This window comes from Prosthecobacter dejongeii, from assembly GCF_014203045.1.
In the GTDB taxonomy this organism is placed as follows: domain Bacteria; phylum Verrucomicrobiota; class Verrucomicrobiia; order Verrucomicrobiales; family Verrucomicrobiaceae; genus Prosthecobacter; species Prosthecobacter dejongeii.
Genome location: NZ_JACHIF010000002.1, coordinates 73,297 through 91,265 on the forward strand (window position 1 = coordinate 73,297; position 17,969 = coordinate 91,265).

The window sequence follows — 17,969 nt, forward strand, 5'->3', positions numbered from 1 at the left end:
TGGGATGTGTACTGATACACCTCCCCGATTATGATTCCCCCCAATCATCGTTTTCTGAATGGCCGTCTTCTCAACCTCATCGTAATGGGGCTTGCGCTACTGCTTTGGACTATGCGCCTGTCCTCGGCTGAGGTGACATGGAATGGCGGGGGCGCTGACAACAATTGGTCCACAGCGCTAAACTGGGGTGGTGCGGTGCCTCTGGCTGGGGACTCGCTCGCCTTTGGTGGCAGTCTGCGACTGGCGGCGGTAAATAACCTTACGGCAGACACGAGCTTTGCCGGCATCACCTTTAACAGCGGTTCAGGTGCCTTCACGCTTTCTGGCAATCGAATCACACTGGGTGGGGATGTCCTGAATAACTCCACCCTCACGCAAACGATTAGCCTGCCAATGCTGATCGAGGCCACGCGAAATTTCAATGCGGCGGCAGGAGCGCTGACCGTGAGCGGAGTTATCAGCGGCAATGGGGGACTGAATAAAACAGGCACGGGGACGCTGAACCTTAGCGGGACGGAAGCGAATGCTTACACGGGGGTGACGACGGTGAGCGCTGGGATCCTGAATCTGGATAAAACGGCAGGCGTGAATGCCATCGCTGGGAATCTGGATATCACCGCTGGCGGAAGAGTCACCTTTGTAAGGTCTAACCAACTTTCTGATACGACCCTCGTGACCCTCAGCGGCGCGGGCAGTGTGTTTAACGGCACAGGTGTGAATGTGGGCATGCCAAACTCCTTTTCAGAAACCATCGCCGGGCTTGTGGTTACGGGCGGTGCCTTCAATCCTGGACCAGCATCCATCTGGACCATCACGGGCGCCGGGAGTTTCACTGGTGGGGTGGATAACACTATTTTTGTGGGTAACAGCGGTGCCCGGCTCAGCTTTGATAGCTTGCGGCTCACCGCCATGGCGGCGACCGCTGCGGGTGTGGTCGGTACAAACAATAGCTTCACTCTTTATGGGAACTCTGCCACGCAGAGTTCCATCACGGTAGGGGCTGGTGGGCTGATCCTGGATGGTTCGCGACTCAATTTGCGTCGTGGCGGTACGGGCACCGCTGGGAGCAAAGTGGTACTGAATGGCAGCCTGAGTACGGTGGGCACCGCAGCTTCGTTCATCACGGAAGATACTGCGGGCGGCATGGTGGGCTCGGTCAGGTTGGAGCTCAGTGGGACCACCGCAGCGGTAGAGCGCGAGTTTAACATCGGTGCAGGTGGGGCTAACCTAACCATCAATGTGGAAATGACCAATGGCGCCTCTTCCCAGGCGGGGCTGACGAAGACTGGAAATGGCAACCTGACTTTTACAGGGGGGTATGCCAATAGCTACACAGGCACCACTCGGATCAATGGCGGCACATTGACGTTGAACAAAACGGCAGGGATTAATGCCGTGGCCGCCAACATTGAAGTGAATGCGGGTGGCACCCTGACGTTGAGTGCGAATGATCAAATTGCCGATACGGCAGGCATCACCGTGAACACAGGGGGAACGATTTCGGCCTGGGGCAGGAATGAAACTTTGGCTTTTTACACTCAGAATGGTGGGGGTGTGACCTCCAGTGGCAATGTTGGTCAGGTGATTATCACAGGGGCCATGAGATTGCTGGGAGGCAATGTCTTCACCATCAATAGCAATGCCGTTCCAGCGCATTTCCAGACAGGCAGTCTGGAACTGGGCGGGGCGGACCTTTTGGTCGGCGGTAACAATGGCGAGGGCATCAGCCGCACTGCTGTGACGGTGGGTAGTGGGGGGTTGAGTTTGAAGAACGGTCGCACTCTCACCTTGTATCGTGGCAGTGCAGGAACGGTTTTGAATCTCAATGGAGATTTCACAGGTGCGGGGACTAACTCCATCATCGTGAACAATCCAGGCTTGGTCGAGCCGGAGTTGAACTTGGGCTTAGCGACGCGTACTTTTACCATTGAGACCGGTGGCAACACCACCATCAGTGTGGGCATGGTGGGGAGTGGCGGCTTGATCAAAAGTGGCCCCGGCACACTGACTTTCACTGGAAACTTGCCCAAGACCTATGCGGGTGTGACGACGGTGAACGGAGGTGTTTTAAACCTGAATCAAACGGCGGGGACGGATGCCATCACGAACGGGTTGGACATCCAGACAGGCGGCACCGTCACGCTGACGGCCAATGAGCAGATTTCAAATGGCTCTGGCATTGTCATGAATGGAGGTCTGCTATCTCCCCTAACGACGACGGAAACAGTGGCTTACTACACGCAAAATTCAGGGGGCTTGAGTGCCAGCGGCAATGTAGGGCACCTGATCGTGACCGGGACGATGACACTGGATGGAGGCAACATCATGACCCTGAATAGCAGTGGGGCTACACCGCCTAACTGGCAGTTCAATCGCGCCCTCTTGCGTGGCGCAGATATCCTGGTTGGGGCTAACAACGGCATCGGAAATCCACGGACGAAATTGACCATCGGCAGCGGTGGCTTGCTGCTGCAGGGGCGGAGCATCACGCTGAATCGTGGCAATGCAGGATCAGAAATGTACCTGGACGGGGATGTGACGGCCAGCGGTACAAGTGCTATCACAGCAGGGTCCAGCGGCACGGTTGAGCCCTTACTGCATCTTGGCACGGGGAACCGTGTTTTTGATATCACGGGTGGCACTACCACGCTGGGGCTGGAGGTTACGGATACGGCTTCGCTTCAGAAAAGCGGCGGTGGCACCTTGGTCTTGGCCAGCGGGAACAGCTACAGCGGCGGCACCACGGTCAGCATGGGAAATCTGCGCCTGTCGAATGCCAGCGGCAGTGCAACCGGTAGCGGGGCATTGACCGTCAGCAGTGGTGCGACTCTCAGCGGCACAGGTCGCGCTGCACCGGCATCCGGCTTGGGGATTACCCTCAATGGCATCGTCTCGGTGGGGAATCCCAGTCCGGTGGCTGGGCAGACGCTGACATTGAGCACCACGGGGTTGGGGACCGTGGAGATTGGCGGCCGCGTGGTCATTGATCTTTTTTCTGGGCAGGCCAGCGGCGGCTTGAATAATGCTGCGAGTGCGGACCGCCTGATTCTCGCCAGTCAAGCAGGCGTGATTTTGGGGGGGAGTTCAGTGTTGAATATCGTCACTAGCATCCCGGTGGATGCGGGCAATACGGCAGGTTGGGCTCCCGGAACGACTTGGCAAATCATTGACTGGAGTGGCCTCACTGGATCACCTTCTGGCAGCTTTAGCAACCTCAGCAGCACGAGAGGTAATTTTTTAAACCTGCCTGACCTCGGTGTGATGGGTTATGCCTGGGATGTCTCACAGCTTTACTCAGCGGGGACGATTTCCGTGGTGCTTGTCCCCGAGCCTGGGCGGCTGTTGTTTGTGGTGCTGGGACTCGGGAGCGTTCTGCTCCGTCGTCGGCGCAGTTCGCTTTAAATCAGGCCGGGTTCACTTCGGCATTGCGGGTGGTGTCAGGGGCAATCCATGGCGGAGAAATTCGGTTGCCTGGATCAGTGGTGCCTGGATGAAAAGTTTACGTTCAGCCTCATTCAGAACTTTTGCCGGAGAGAGAAAGCTAAGTGTGTTGTGGGCGAGACTGAGGCGGATGAGATCTTGCTTCAAAAATCCCTGCGTGACGGGCATGCCAGAGAAGATTTGTTCATACTGGCCTAACTGCAAGGAACGCATTGGTGGGCTGTCTTGTCCTTCGTCAGTTTTTGGGGCTGCGGCCCAGCGCGTATCGGCATCGCAATGGTCTGCGGAGGGTAGAAGAAAGACCGTGTTAGAGAGCGCTGGTAGAGTATCGAGCGGCGAAGTTGGCGGCCAAGCGGCTGGCCAGCGCCATTCAGCCGGGGCGGTAGCCGGGCTGGCCGTCTCGCGGGAAACGCGGAAGGCCCACTCCCAGCCTGGAATGAGTGTGATGGCGATGTCCCTGCCCGCAGCTTTCAGCAGCGCGGCCCATGGTTGATGCGCGAGTGCGGGATCTACCGCTGCCAAGACTTGAGTGGCCTCGGGGCTGACTTGAGCTAGAGATTGAAGAACGGTGCTGATGAGGGGAGACAAGTCCAGCTCGCCGGAAGGCTGGGCGCGCAGGCGATCATGATGGATCACTCTACCGGAAGGGCCTTGGATGATGAGGCTGTAACGGCCTTGGTTAGGCTCTCCGCGCAAAACGATTGATAACCACACGGTGGTGGCCCATTCGGCACGTTCACGCAGCTCCGTGGCGACGGACCAAAGCTCCACTTGGCGTTGATGCTCCAGCTGCTGCATTTGCCGAGGGTCTGCCACTAGCGTCTGCACAAGCGAGGAAGGCTGGTTCCGACTGTGTAGGTGCCGCAGGGCTAGCAGCCTGAGGTCTGCGGGAAGGGCGCGTAGCGTGGTGACGGTGCGGTCATGCAATGTCTCATGAAGAAAAAAGAGATGCTCCGGGTCCTGAAGGGCCTCGGGTTCCAACTTCGCCCATGCATGACGCAAAGAGCGTAGGCAATCCTGGCCTAACTCTTCATCCCGCAGGAAGGGCATACGCCGTTGATTTTGCCGGAGCTTCTGCGCGTATTCGAGAAGCGTTTCTGCGGAAGGTGGCAGATAGGGTAAAAGACGGCCTAAAGTGAGCAGGCGATGATGTCTCGCGGCCAAAGTCGCCGCAGCCTGCAGGAGCTCATGCTGCTTTTTTAACCCATAGGCCTGAGCCTTGCGTGCTACCCAACTCAGAGCCGCCAAAGGGTGATGCAGGACAATACCTGCGCGCCGCAGAACATCCCATAGAGGGTCTGTCTGAACCTCCTGAGTGAGGTGATGGTGCGCTGGATCTGCTGCATCCAGATACTGATGCGCGGCAGCCTGCCCCATCTCACTCGCAGGCGGATCCCCAGGGAAAGGAAGGTCTTCAAACGGAACCTGAAGAGCTGGATGACCACAAAGGCCCACCTCAGAAAGATGCCAAGCCGCAACACGGCAGCGCTGCAAAAAAGATTCTGGGGCCTGAGGTGGCAGCAGGTGTAAAACGAGGGCCGTTAGCCTAGCGGCCTGATCTGCATCGCCCCCAAGACGGGCGGTGGAAGCTGCGGCCAGGAGGGTTTCAAGTTCCATCCCTCGTGCAGGGCTGGAAGCTGGGCGGGCATCGCGATGCAGTGTCCAGGCAGTGAAATGCCAAGGGGCCAGCTCGGCTGCGTCAATGGTTTTAGAACTGGGGAGCTGGTCCAGAATTTGCCGATGAATGACCGTGGCTAACCGCCGCGCCATGTGAGCTTGAGTGGCTGGCCAGGGGAGTTCCTGGTTCCAAAAGTTCAGGTCCACTTTGCGACCGGGTTTCCACCCTGGGGTGGCTGTTTGGAGCAGAGTTTGGAGTTCCTGCCAGAAGGAGGTTTTTTCTCTGGCAAGTAAGCTGCGTGCTAAAAAGAGAACTAGCCTAGAGGCCAAGGGGGAACGTGAAATGGGGACGAGCCGGTCCCTCTCCAATCGCTGACGTAGAGTTTGCCGAAGCGTGTCTTTTTTCGTTGAGCTTAGCGCAGAGAGATCCAGTACCTCTGGGAGCAGAGTGAGCGCGGCCCAGAAGATGGGGGATTCGGGGGACTTGAGCGCACGCAGGCTGAGCTCGGTCACATCTTGTCTCCGCTGCGGTGGTGAGTCGCTGCCATGAAGTTCACGCCAGAGCGCATAATCTGGACGCTGAGCATATCGGGCATCCTGCTTTTGCCAGTAGTCCTTCAATATGCCTCGACTGGGCTTTCCCGTCTGGGTTGCGCGCCATGATTCAAACTCCCTCATCACTGTCCCCAGAGGGATCAAAGGCGGGGCTGGACGAGCGGCTGGTTGAGTAGAACGTGAACGGCGCGGGGCTGGCATGAAAGTGAGACATTAGCGATGCTGGACCCGAGAGCAACGACGCAGCAGTGGGGAGACACCGACTTGCAAACAGTACGCTCCCACGTGTAATACAGAATGAGTTTGTCATGGATCATTCGGATAGGTCTTCTACTGCTGGTATTGGCAGCTTCTGGCCCTGCGCAGACACTCCCAGAAAAGGTAGCTGAGCCTGTGCCTGTGGAAGAGCCTCCACCGGATAAAAAACAAACGCTCAGCTCCCTGCTCGCCACACGTGAGGGCCTGCGAAAGGCGCTGGAAGAAGCACGGCAGAAGCTACGCAACGAAACCGCTGAAACGTCTAAAAAGGACCTCCAGACTGAGATTGAGCGGCTGGAGAAACGCCGCCAAGAAGTGGAGCGCGACTTTGCCGTGATGGTCACAGGGCTGCAATCCCTGGAAGATTACAGCATCAATCCGGTCAGTCAGGCACCGCTGAAACTCCAAGATGAATTGGGACAATTCCTCACACCCATCTTCAGTGACTTGCGCGAACTCACGCGCAAGCCGCGGGAAGTGCGGGCTCTACAGGATGAACTGAGCCGATTAGACTCGCAAAAGGAGCAGGCGAAACGGGCCCTGGATGAGGTGGATAAACTTTTGGCAGATATCAAAGCCAGTAAATCCCCAGATGCAGGTCTGCGCACGGAGCTGAATGAAACCCGCAAACGCTGGCAGACCCGACTGGGTGAAACGGAAAGCCGCATCACGGTGGTGCAGCATCAGCTCAAGGAATTGACACTTTCGGGTGCGAATTTTTGGTCGGAACTAGGGAAACAGGTGCAGCGCTTTGTATTCACACGGGGCACCAATATTGCTCTGGCACTACTCGCATTTCTAGTGGTGCTTTTTGGGCTACGAGCCGCTTATTATTATGCCCTGAAGCTAGTGCCTGTGAAGAAGTACCAGAGGCTTAGCTTTTCAGCTCGTCTGCTGGATGTGGTGCATGAAGGCGGTAGCTTACTGCTGGCCATCGTCTCGGCATTACTCGTTCTGTATGCTCGGGGAGATTGGTTGTTAGGTGGTCTGGCTTTGTTAGCTGTAGGCGGTTTGTTGATGACGGCCAAGTCTGGGATCGGCAAGCATCTCGAAGAGTTGCAATTTCTTTTGAATCTGGGCTCCGTGAGGGAAGGGGAGCGCGTTTACGTGAATGGAGTGCCTTGGCGTGTGGGCGCGATCCACATGTTCACTCAGTTGACCAATGTGGCCATTGGCGGCCCAGGACTGCGGCTGCCACTGGCAGAACTTTCGAAGATGGTTTCACGCCCTAGTTCTCTGGATGAGCCGTGGTTTCCGTGCAGTAAGCGGTCCTGGATTTTGCTCAACGGCACCACTTTGGCCCAGGTCACAGACATCACGCCAGATCAGGTGGAACTGCGCTACGGTGGGGGGCTGAAACGCAGCCTGCCGATCAGTGACTTTGTGAAGTTAGATGTGGCCTGTCTGGCGGGAGGTTTTGCCCGCTCGGTCACTGTGGGGTTTGACTTTCAACATCAACCCCAAGCACTGACAGAAATCCCTGAAAAACTGAAGGCGGATGTACGTGCAGCCTTGCTGGAGAGCATGAGGGAAGAGGAGTTGCTGGATGTGGTGGTGGAGTTTCAGGAAGCGGCTGCATCCTCCCTGAATTTCCTTATCGTAGCGGTGGTGGCAGGTTCACAGGCGGCCCATTATCTCTCCATTCCACGCGTGCTCCAGCGTGCCGCTTTGGCGTCCGCGACTCGTCATGGGTGGGACATTCCATTTCCACAAATGGTGGTGCGGCAGGCTGGCTCGTCGGCACAGTCCTGAGGCAATCCACAAAAAAGGCCAGCCACCGGAGGGTGACTGGCCTCGAAAGAAACAGCGGAAATTATTCGCTGACCTTGGCTGTCTTAATGGTGACGGCTTCAGCTGGCACGTCGCGGTGGCCGCCTTTGCTGGTGGTCTGCACAGCAGCGATCTGGTCCACGATGTCGAGGCCCTTGGTCACTTTACCGAAAACGCAGTAGCCCCAGCCATCTTGTCCTGGATAGTCGAGGAAGCTGTTGTCCTTGAGGTTGATGAAGAACTGGCTAGATGCGCTGTGCGGATCCGGCGTACGAGCCATAGCCAGAGTGCCCTTGACGTTTTTCAGGCCGTTGGCAGCTTCGTTCTGGATGGGGGCATCCGTTTTCTTTTGCTGCATGTCAGCGGTGAAACCTCCGCCCTGGATCATGAAGTCAGGAATCACGCGGTGAAAGATGAGACCATCGTAGTGGCCTTTCTTCACGTATTTGACGAAGTTGTTGACAGTGCCGGGGGCTTTGGCGGCGTCGAGTTCGATTTCGATGGTGCCTTTGCTGGTTTCCATCACGACTTTCACAGGCTTGGTATCGCTCACAGGGGTCTCTTGGGCTTGGGTTAAACCGGTCGAGCCGACAAACGTGAATGCGAGGGCGGCAAGAAGCGGAAGATTGAGTTTCATACAGTTGGGGAGAGAAAGAGGCATGGAGACGCGGAATATGCAAAGGGGAAAGTGAGGATCATGCAAATGGCAGGACTGAAGATAAAGATCGCCGTTATTTGAATAATGTAGAAGTTTCCAGCGTCTGAACCTCAGTTATGAAAATCAAATTTCTATCTTTGGCGGGTGCCGTGCTCTGTGGCGCCGCCCTCAGCTCCTGCGTGACATATGACGAGTATGGCTACGGCTACTCAGGTGTGGCACCAGTCGGGAGCAGTGTTTATGTGGAGGACACTTCCTATTACGGCGGTGGCTACGGCTACGCTCCTGGTTATGGTTACGCCCCAGGCTACTCCAGCATCGGCTTTCTGGGCTTTGGCGGTGGGGGATATTATCCCGGAGGCTACGGTCGTTATTATGATCGGCATGACCATCATGATCATCACTATGGCAGCCATTATCGTCCATCCTCGAGCAGCTCCCGGTACGCTTCGCGCGTGAGTCGGCCTAGCTCCTTCCGCGACGGAACCACTCTGGGGTCAGCTCCCCGCACACCCACACTGGGTGCGCCTCGTCAGTTGACGCGCCCGTCCAGCAGTTCTTCACGGGCTTCTCGATCCTACACCTCACCGACTCCGACAATGCGCTCTGCCCCAAGGGTGGAGTCTAGATCTGCACCACGTATGCAGTCGCGCCCAGCTCCCACGATGCGATCCAGCCCTGCGCCGACCATGCGCTCTAGCCCACGTGTGACGACTGCGGCCATGCGCTCCGCTCCCTCTTCGGCTGGGCGCACACCTTCAGCATCCTCAGATCGGCGTCGGGAGCGTTAATCACACTTGAGGTTAGGTTTGCGCTGGCCCGGCTTTCTCAAAAGTATTTTTTTGAGAACAAAAGCCGGGCCATTTGCTGGTTGCGATCCAGCAAGCCTTTGAGCTGTTGTTGGTTGGTATAGATCAGAGATCCTTGATCTGGATATTGCTGTTTCAGCACTTCGCACTGGGCATCCAGTTGCTCGACAGCTATTTTGAGTTCTTTCAGCTTGCGGCTTTCGTCGGGGGTGATGCGGCCTTCATAAATGGTGTGGTGGAGGATGTCCGTCTCGCGGGTGAGGTAAGCCACGGCATTGGGCAAAGATGCAGGGCCTCCTATGATGGCACCGGTGTTAGGATCCACTTGAGGGATCTTGGGGAGGAGTTTGTCTGGACGCTGAGGGATGACGGATTGGGGCTCATTGGGCAGGCCGCCTTCACGTGCATCAATGATCTTGGGGGTGATAAAGAGCATCAGGTTTTTATGATTCTTGCTCTTGCTGTCGTATTTGAAGGCTTTGCCTAAAACAGGGATGCTATGCAGAAATGGGATGCCTGCTTTGCCTTCACGCTCGCGCGCTTCGTCCAATCCGCCCACGGCGACTGTGTAGCCAGAGTTCACCTCGACCGGTGCATTGTAAACGCGGGAGGAGGCCACCGGGTAAGGATTTCCATTGATGACTTCTGTGATGATGATGCTGGAAACTGTCACCGCCATGTTGAGGAGGATTTTGTCATTTTCCATGCGCTTCGGGAGGATGTTAAGCACGGTCCCGATCGGCAAATACGCGATGGAAGAAGTGGTGGTGGCACCTGCTCCGACGGTGGCAGAGGCCGTGCCATCGAGCACGGGCTGGTTGACCACACTGCGAAAGGAAACTTCACTGTTATTGAGGGTCACCATGCGGGGGTAAGAGGTCATTTGGGTCTCTTCATCACGCAACAAGGCACGCAGTTTCACGTTGATGTCCTGAGAACTCAAGATGCCCAACGCCGGATAGCCAAGTGCTCCGCCTGCCGCGTTGAGATTGGTCGGACTGAGGAGGTTGGTCAAATCTGCACGGTAACCGCCATTGGTAGCGACATTGTCGTACTCTACCTGGATGGTTCGCCGACCTGTTGTTTCATCAATTTCTTCGTTTACTTGGTTGATTTGACGGAAGTTTCCGGTGTCAAAAGTGCCTGTCCAATCAATGCCAAATTCACGCTTGGGATCGCGGGTGGTTTCTACAAATTTAACCTCAATGGCGATGAGGGTTTGCGGCTTATCTGCCACTTCCAAGAAGCCTTCCACCCAAAGATGCTGCAACCGCGTGGCGACGACATAGAGAGTATTGGAGTCTGACTTCCAGATCACTTTGGGTTTACGGAAAGCACTCAATTCATTCGAGTTCATGGCCTTGGTCAGATCTCCGCCAGAGCCTCCCAAAGCGGCTCCGAGATCACCGCCTCCGGTGCTTTGGCCGCCAGTTTCCTGCTCTTCCGTGGGCAGACTGAGCAGGGAACGGATGTCATTGATGATTTCGCTTCGGCGCACCGAGAAGGTTTCTTGATTGCCTTGCAGATTCACCCCGCCACCTCCACCACCGCTGCTGCCACTACCGCCGCCAGAGCCACCTACGGGAGTGAGGCTGAGACCCGAACCTGAATTGACACGGTCCACGCGTTCCAGGGAATTATGCCGAATGAGGTATGACTTGCCGATGAGTTCTTTATCGTCGGCTGGACGGATGTACCAGATGCCGTTGTCTGGGATGATGGCAAGCTGGTTAGCCTTGCAGAGAGTTTCTAAGACCCGGAAAGGACTGGAGCGAATGGAAAAGGTGACCTGCCGATTGCCCTCAGGGCTGTCATTGGGCAAGGAAAAGAAGGACATGCCTGCATCTGTCGCCAAAAAGCGCAGCACATCCGAGAGGATCGCATTCGAGAAATCATACTGCTGTGGCGGGGCATCCCGGAGTTTCATGGACTCCGCCTCATATTGACTAGAGGTGAAGTTGAAGCCAGGGCCGCTCATCTGCGCTCCTGCGGGGCGGAGAACAAAGCTTGTCCCGAGGCAGAGGATCAAAAGGAAAGGGCGCAGAGTGTGCATTGAAATGGGCTGTTATGAAAAATATAGTGGATTTGGTGAATTCACTCAAATGCTATTTATCACCATGATGATAATATTTTCCGGAATGCCTAAATATTGGGCTTTGACGATAAGATTGCCTTTAAAGATGGTTTGGGATTCCCAATATTCGCAACAATGAGAAATCAAATTTATAGAAAATATGGAAAAACGTTGCTTGGTGTTGATTTTCACCACAAATTTAGCTAGGTTTAATTATTTACCATAACCAATATGGAAATCACTCCATTCACACACTCACCTCTCAGACCGCCGACCTCGCGGTCTCGTCAGGCTTTTTCGGTGATGGAGCTCGTGGTCATCATCGCCATGATGGGGGTGCTGGCGACGGTGGTTCTATCTCTCGTGGGGCGGCAACCCACTGCCGTGAAGGACATCAAGCTCTCTTCAGATGTGGCCACCCTGAACCAGATGATCTCCGTCTATACGTCTGATGGGGGAAGCTTTAAGGCAGGCTCAGATCCCCAAGCGGTGCTGGATAAACTGAAACGTAGCCGCCCTCAAACTGAGTGGAAAAGCCATGTGGGACCAGCTTCAGGGAGATTGGTGGACGTTCGTCTGAAGGCGCGCATCACGTCTAGCCCCGAGAAAAGTGGTCAGGCACGTGCGAAGTGGAATGCGCAAAAGCAGAGATTTGAGCTAACCACAGGTTCAGGTTCTGCTGTGACGGAGTTTTATTTGGATGAGACTCTTGCAAGGGTAGAGCCTGGCACGGATGCCCGAACGCCATCCGTGGTTCTTTTCAATGTAGGCAAGAGTAAAAATCAGGGTTGGGTATGGGGACATTCAAGCTCGGGTAAAGCGGCTTACAACACGCCTGGTAGCAATGGCGGAAATGGGGTTTCCTCTCCGTTTAATCCCGGGGATGCAGTCCCTATCACGCCGCCTGATACAGGCGGTGGCGGTGGTGGCGGAGGGTCTGGAGGGGGATCCGGCGGGAGTGGTGGGGATACAGGTGGCGGGAGCTCACCGCCCACTGCGATTACACTGCCACGCCCAGGCATCAGTCCATCGGGTGGGACCTTCGCTTATGCAGCTTTTCCGGGGATGGTTTTGATCAGCCCGAATGGAGCTCCTGTCGATGGATCCACTCTAGAATACCGTGTGAATGGAGGTGCTTGGACCCCTTACACCGGCAGTCCATTAGCAGTGGGATCTGCGGATAAATTGGAGGCACGTAATCGCGCGACAGATACGGCTCTTTATAAGACCAGCAGCATTGCATCGGCCTCTTATTACCGGCTTGTTTCAGGTTTTACAGGCTCAGGCAAAGGAACTTGGGGGAATGTGACGGGGGGGACAGGCCTGGTAAACACCATTCAAAACGGGGATGAAAAATCCACGATTAAGCATGGCAACACCAAGCTGGATCTGGGGAATGGCCAGTTTCTAGATTCAGGAAAAGAGAATACACTGAGCTTTGAGCCTAAACCCTTTGAAGCAGTCGTGCCAAATGTCTGGTTCTCCCTGGGAGATTTGGTGATGCTGAATGGCACGACGTTTTACAACAGCGAGGCGGATGGAGTGACTTTAAGCATCAATCTCGGGCTTACCGAGCCTGCGCAGAATGCCGTGGTTCATATCAACATGGGGCTGGTGAATACGGAGAACAGCACGGACCGCATGGCGAGTGCTGACATTGTGGAGTTACGCAATCCTAGCACGGACTTCACCGTGACGGTGGACGGGGTGGAATACCGTCTGGAGCTGAGCTGGGCCACTTTAGATCCTGGTGCCGGAGTGGCGCAGGGAAATCAGTTTCTGGTTTTTGAAGGGGCCTCCGCCAGTGCCTCTCTTCGAGGTCGTTTTGTGCCTAACAAATAGTTTTTTAGAATCTCGCCATGGAAGACATCAATGAACGCAGCCAGTTAGGCTATCGGATGCTGCATCTGTCTAAGGATGCAGGGGTGAGTGATTTTTACATCACGCCGTGGGAGCCGCTGACCTACAAGCGGAATGGAAAGCTCTTTTTTGATTCCTTTATCTACCAACCTGAGCGGCCACTGGAATTTACGGCAGGGTGTGTGGACTATGCTCTCACGTTAGGGAATCGTCGTTATCGTGTGAACCGCATGGTCACGCGGGGGCGCCCGCGTTGGGTCATGCGTTTGCTCCCTGAAACCATTCCCGACATCAGTAAATTGATGGTGCCACCAGCGGCGATCAAAGCTTTCCTGGAGGCGAAGAATGGACTCTTTCTGGTCTGTGGAGCCACGGGTTCTGGTAAATCTACCACGATTGCTTCCATGATTTTAGAGCGTGCGAAACGCCGTCAGGAACATGTGTTGACGTTCGAAGACCCGATCGAGTTTGTCTATCCCTCAGGCATTCCGTCGCTGGTTTCTCAGCGTGAGATCGGCACGGATGAGTTGGACTTTAACAAGTCATTGCGTGCCGCTCTTCGTCAGGCCCCGGATGTGATTCTGGTGGGGGAAATTCGTGATGGTGAGACGGCTGAGATCGCCCTGCAAGCAGCGGAAACAGGACACGTGGTGGTGGCGACGCTGCATACTTCCAGTGCTGCGCAGACGGTGCAGCGTTATCTGAAACTGATTCCGAGTGATCGCATGGAAAACGCCATGCTCTCTTTTGCCGATAGCTTTCGTGGGATTCTTTGCCAGCGGCTATTGTTTGATGAATCACGAGGGAAGCGTTTCCCCATTCATGAATTGCTGCTGCCCTATGACTCAGTCTGCGGCATGATCCGGCGCGGCGAATTCAAGAACCTTGAGCAAGAACTCGAGGCCGGCTTTACGCGCGGCATGATTAGCTTTGAAAGGTGCCTGGGCTTTCGCCAGCAGGATGGGTGGAAACCCTCCCAAACGCGTAAGACCGGCTATGCCGAACATGAAGTCTATGACTTCCTATCCCGAGAAAACCTGACTTCCGTATATGCTGTTGGATGAAATCAAATCTGTGCTGAGCTTTGCCGCCTTCAAACCGGAGGCGGATGATGCCAGCGTATCTTGGAGCCGGCGCTTTGAAGGGCGCAAGACTCTGCTTATCAACGTCAGTCGAAATCAGACGAGCTGGCGAGGCATCAATAAGAAGGGCCGCTTTGAAGAAGGTGGTGTCATGGAAGGAGAGTTCGCTGATGTGGCGCCCCAACGTGCCGACGAATGGCGCATGCTGGCCGACGGAGGCTGGTGCGTGGTATCCGTCAATAACCGCTTCATTGTCAGCCTGGAGAATAACATGATGCGTGGTGAAAACTGCGTGAACCTTCTGCGGACCAATCCACGAGCCGTCTTGGGACCTAAGTTTGATCGGGGTAAAAGGTACGCCATTTGCCACCACCCAGAGAGTTCAGCCAGCATGCTTCTGGCTTGTGAGGAGAGCATGGTGAAGGTGACGGAAGATGTTTTGAAGACCATCGGCATTCGCCCAGGGCGTGTGTGCTGTGGACTCTTTGCACTCACAGAATACGCTGTGCATCAACTTTATGTCGCACAGCGTGGTGCTGCCCAAAACATGATTCTGATTGCGGCTTGTGAGGGATCCATTGCGGTGCTGGTGCAGCAGGATGGGCAGTGGAAAGAACTCCGCTGCCGCAGTGGCCTGGGGCCGGATGCTGTGGAGACCAGTCTGCAAATCATCAGCCCCCTGGTGCAGAAAGTTCCGCAGGGCAGTCCGGTCTATTTCATCAGTGATGGGCAGGACGCCAAATTCCGCTCCGAACTTTTTGTTCACCTTGAACGCCTGGGTGCCACCGACATGACCCAAGAGGATCTCTTGTGGAACATTCTAGGCAACCATTAACCCGCTTTCGTTTCCTATGTCCGACTACATTTGCCACGACTTTAAGACGCCGCGTACCGATACGTCGAAACGTCTGCCGAATTCTTTTAAGATGGTGCCGATCGCCTTTTATCTGGCGCTCATCGGAGGGGCCTATTTCATGACCATGGATTGGATGGCCTATAAGCGCGCCCAACAGCAGAAAATGACTCTGGAGGAAGTGAAAAAGGAGCATGAGGCTGTGACTAAACAGATGAGTGAGGAGAAAGCGGCGCTGGATGCAGAAACAGCGAAGGCGGAAGCGGTGGCGAAGTGGGTGGAAGGCACTCGTAATCTCCAGCCTATCAGTGTTGCTATTGCCCGCGCGATGCCTGCCGAAGTTCGGCTTTCAGATCTAACTCTGGAGCGGAGTGATCAGGTGCCATCAAACTTGGCGTTGGCGGTGAGAATCAATGGCGGGTCCGCCACAGAGGTTGCCTTGATTGAAAGCAGCATCTCGCGCCTCAACTACCGTTCCTACTCCCCTCAGCAAACCAAAGTGGGGGACATCATTGAGTACCGTTCCACACTCGTTCGTCAGGAGCAATAACCTCTCTTTTTAAACGCTCATGAATCCCAAACAACTCGCCTGTGTCATCCTGATGATGTTCATCGGCTGTGTCACGTATTTTGCTCAGATCGTCCATAAGAAGGTCGGGGTGATGAAAAAATCTGCAGACATGGCTCAACAGGATGCCGTGGCGGCTGAAGGGGCGCGTCAAGCTTCGGAGATTCTGACGGCTAGGACGAAGGCAGAGACCGAAGAGATCCGCCGCTTTCTTCAGTCCTGGACACCCCATGTGGATAAAGCGCAGACGGAACAGGAGGTGGAAAGCACCATCGAGTTTAGCCTGCGCGAGCGCGGTATTTCTCTGGTGCGTTCCCGGAAGACGGAAGTGAAGATTTCACGGGAAAACAAAGTGATCCCCAAGAGTGTGCTCACCACGGTGGTTATTGAAGATGAATATGCCAAGGTGCTGAATTGGCTGGGGGATGTGGAGAAGCGCCTGCCATTGGCGCGGGTCAAGACCTGCCGCATCACGGGGGGCAGCAGCGCCCGGCAACTGCGCATGGATGTTTCCTTTGAAACGCCGTTGATCAATCTGGCCTCAGAACCTGCTGCGGCTGCAAAGACCAAGAAAAAAGCCTGATTTTTGACCATGAAACGAATTTTTATTTTCATGTTTCTCATGCTTTCGAGCCTGGAGATTCATGCCCAGGAAGAAGCTGAAGGGGAGGGGACTGAACGCGTGCAGTACGCGCTGATCCTGCCGGAAGAAAAAACGCCTGAAATGGTGAAACCTGAGGAGAATAATCCCTTCGAGGCGGCAACCGACGGGCGCGTGGATGATGAAGGTGATACCGAAGAAAACCAAGTGCGTGACATGCTGCTGCGCATGCCTGTGGGAGGTGCAGTCACAGGTACACGTGGCATCCGTGTGATGCTGGGAGGGATGCGACTAGAAACAGGGATGGATGTGCCGAGTGTGATTCCAGACCAGCAAGTGTTGTTAAAGGTAAAGTCCATCACCAGCTCAGCCATTGAACTGGTGTGGGTGGAGAAAAAGCCAACAGGCCTGCCTCCTAAACTTTTAGTTATTCCTATGGATGGCTCTCCCACCGTTCGTTATCGCATGCCGGCCAGTCCGGATGCAGGTGCGGCTGAAGGGGGGAGCATGGGGACGATGCGGCGGCCTGATGTCTCTGCTCTGCCACCCCGTGCAGAAGATGCGCCCACGGTAGCCCGTGCCCAACCGGCTGAAGAAAAAGCGATGTCATCGCCACCGGCAGCCCCGGCTGCACCTTCTGCGGCTAAAAAGCCAGCTTCAGCCCCCCCTTCATCCGATGCGCCTTCGGCTTCTGTGTTACGCATGTTGTTCGGCAATCACGCTCCTGTGGCTAAATGAAATTTTTTGTCCAGCGGTTACAGCCTCGCTTTGGCTTCTCTTCCATCGAGTTGCTGATGGTGCTTTCCCTTTCAGCCATCGTGCTGGGCGGGATGGTGGTGAGTTATGGAACACTGGTTCGCAGCCAACCTCAAATCGCCGGGGTGGTGAAGGTGCCGCTGGATACGACGCGGCTGACGCGTTTTTACGGTGAAGCCGATCTGAAACGGCAGGATACAGCTTCGGCACCGAGTTTCGGCAGTTTGGCTCTTGCGGAAGAATTGCGAGAGCAGTTTTACCATGATGTGATGAGTGCCACGGCGGTGTTTTGTCTGCCACGTCAGGGGGACAACACTTGGAAACCCAGCTACATCAAATACAATCCAGACACCGATGAAGAGCTGGATACGTCTCAGAAATTTCGTGCTCATGTCATTCGTGTCGCCGGGGTCGCTAGTTCGTTGTATCAGAATTATCGGAATCCCGGTGCTAGCAGTGAAAAGGACCTGCCGAATTTGAGCGTCTTTATCCTGAGCTACAGCAAGATGTCAGGTTACCTGAAGGTGCTTGCGATTTATGACATTGATGTCATTCGCTTCGTAGAGAAATCCCAACCCCTGGGTTTTCACGCGAGTGTGAAGCGATATACCGATCCTGCTGGGCCGCCAGCAGGTGTGGATTACAATCTTATTTTTTCCGGTGGCTACTCGGTCTTTTATCCGCCTGCAAATCCCGCCGCGCAGGTGGAAGCGGATATGGCGACCGATGGATTTACACCGTTGTTTGTGACGTTTGAGCGATACACCCGCTTAGCCGTTCGTGAGTCCACGGCGATTGATCGTTTTAAGCTGGCAGCGGAGCGCCCATTTTATTTCATCTGGTGGCCAGATCCTTCGGCGCGTCATCTAGGGCAGCAAAAAAACACGGCCTCACCGACGACTCCTTTGGGGGCCTATAATCACATGGCAGGGCGCACGTCTTTCATGTTTACCGTGCCTGTCTTTCCAGCGCTTTGATATCCTGATATGAACTTGCGCTTTAAATCTTCTGCTTTGCCTCGCAAGGGTGCTCTCATGGGGGTGGCTTTGATGCTGATGCTTTGTAGC

General features: G+C 55.2%; 13 protein-coding genes. 10 read left to right on the plus strand and 3 right to left on the minus strand.

Annotation, left to right across the window (positions count from 1 at the left end; translation table 11 throughout):
• Positions 1 to 30 precede the first annotated feature (30 nt).
• On the plus strand, positions 31 to 3,402 hold the full coding sequence (locus HNQ64_RS05540; protein WP_184206286.1) for a beta strand repeat-containing protein: 3,372 nt from the start codon (positions 31 to 33) through the stop codon (positions 3,400 to 3,402).
• A 12-nt stretch (positions 3,403 to 3,414) separates the two neighbouring features.
• On the opposite strand, the gene HNQ64_RS05545 is transcribed toward HNQ64_RS05540, so the two are convergent.
• On the minus strand, positions 3,415 to 5,814 hold the full coding sequence (locus HNQ64_RS05545) for a hypothetical protein (protein WP_184206288.1): 2,400 nt from the start codon (positions 5,812 to 5,814) through the stop codon (positions 3,415 to 3,417).
• 96 nt (positions 5,815 to 5,910) lie between these two features.
• Here HNQ64_RS05545 and HNQ64_RS05550 point away from each other — a divergent pair, with 96 nt between their 5' ends.
• Positions 5,911 to 7,623 carry a coiled-coil domain-containing protein gene (locus tag HNQ64_RS05550; protein ID WP_221305353.1) on the plus strand — a complete coding sequence of 571 codons (1,713 nt, stop codon included), beginning with the start codon at positions 5,911 to 5,913 and terminating at the stop codon, positions 7,621 to 7,623.
• Between the two features lie 61 nt (positions 7,624 to 7,684).
• On the opposite strand, the gene HNQ64_RS05555 is transcribed toward HNQ64_RS05550, so the two are convergent.
• Positions 7,685 to 8,164, minus strand: a complete 480-nt coding sequence (locus HNQ64_RS05555; protein ID WP_246430971.1) for a peptidylprolyl isomerase — start codon at positions 8,162 to 8,164, stop codon at positions 7,685 to 7,687.
• Between the two features lie 251 nt (positions 8,165 to 8,415).
• Here HNQ64_RS05555 and HNQ64_RS05560 point away from each other — a divergent pair, with 251 nt between their 5' ends.
• Positions 8,416 to 9,090, plus strand: a complete 675-nt coding sequence (locus HNQ64_RS05560) for a hypothetical protein (protein WP_184206294.1) — start codon at positions 8,416 to 8,418, stop codon at positions 9,088 to 9,090.
• A 37-nt stretch (positions 9,091 to 9,127) separates the two neighbouring features.
• Here HNQ64_RS05560 and HNQ64_RS05565 read toward each other — a convergent pair whose 3' ends face one another.
• Entirely contained in the window at positions 9,128 to 11,035 is a 1,908-nt protein-coding gene (locus tag HNQ64_RS05565) for a type II secretion system protein GspD (protein ID WP_184206296.1), read from the minus strand.
• A 450-nt stretch (positions 11,036 to 11,485) separates the two neighbouring features.
• On the opposite strand from HNQ64_RS05565, the gene HNQ64_RS05570 reads away from it, so the two are divergent.
• The 7 genes from HNQ64_RS05570 to HNQ64_RS05600 are packed head-to-tail and all read left to right on the plus strand — an operon-like array spanning position 11,486 to position 17,879.
• Positions 11,486 to 13,024: a choice-of-anchor K domain-containing protein gene (locus HNQ64_RS05570; protein ID WP_184206298.1), complete on the plus strand. Its 1,539-nt coding sequence runs from the start codon at positions 11,486 to 11,488 to the stop codon at positions 13,022 to 13,024.
• A 17-nt stretch (positions 13,025 to 13,041) separates the two neighbouring features.
• A complete protein-coding gene (locus HNQ64_RS05575; RefSeq protein WP_184206304.1) occupies positions 13,042 to 14,106 on the plus strand; it encodes a type IV pilus twitching motility protein PilT in 1,065 nt (354 codons plus the stop codon).
• A complete protein-coding gene (locus HNQ64_RS05580; protein ID WP_184206306.1) occupies positions 14,093 to 14,959 on the plus strand; it encodes a hypothetical protein in 867 nt (288 codons plus the stop codon). The genes HNQ64_RS05575 and HNQ64_RS05580 overlap by 14 nt, the downstream gene beginning before the upstream one ends.
• Before the next feature lie 16 nt (positions 14,960 to 14,975).
• Entirely contained in the window at positions 14,976 to 15,527 is a 552-nt protein-coding gene (locus HNQ64_RS05585; protein ID WP_184206308.1) for a hypothetical protein, read from the plus strand.
• 19 nt (positions 15,528 to 15,546) lie between these two features.
• The gene (locus HNQ64_RS05590) at positions 15,547 to 16,128 is read left to right on the plus strand and encodes a hypothetical protein (protein ID WP_184206310.1); all 582 of its coding nucleotides are present in this window, start codon (positions 15,547 to 15,549) and stop codon (positions 16,126 to 16,128) included.
• 9 nt (positions 16,129 to 16,137) lie between these two features.
• Complete coding sequence (locus HNQ64_RS05595) at positions 16,138 to 16,884, plus strand: hypothetical protein (protein WP_184206312.1); 747 nt, start codon at positions 16,138 to 16,140, stop codon at positions 16,882 to 16,884.
• Complete coding sequence (locus HNQ64_RS05600) at positions 16,881 to 17,879, plus strand: hypothetical protein (protein WP_184206314.1); 999 nt, start codon at positions 16,881 to 16,883, stop codon at positions 17,877 to 17,879. The genes HNQ64_RS05595 and HNQ64_RS05600 overlap by 4 nt, the downstream gene beginning before the upstream one ends.
• The last annotated feature ends 90 nt before the right edge of the window (positions 17,880 to 17,969 follow it).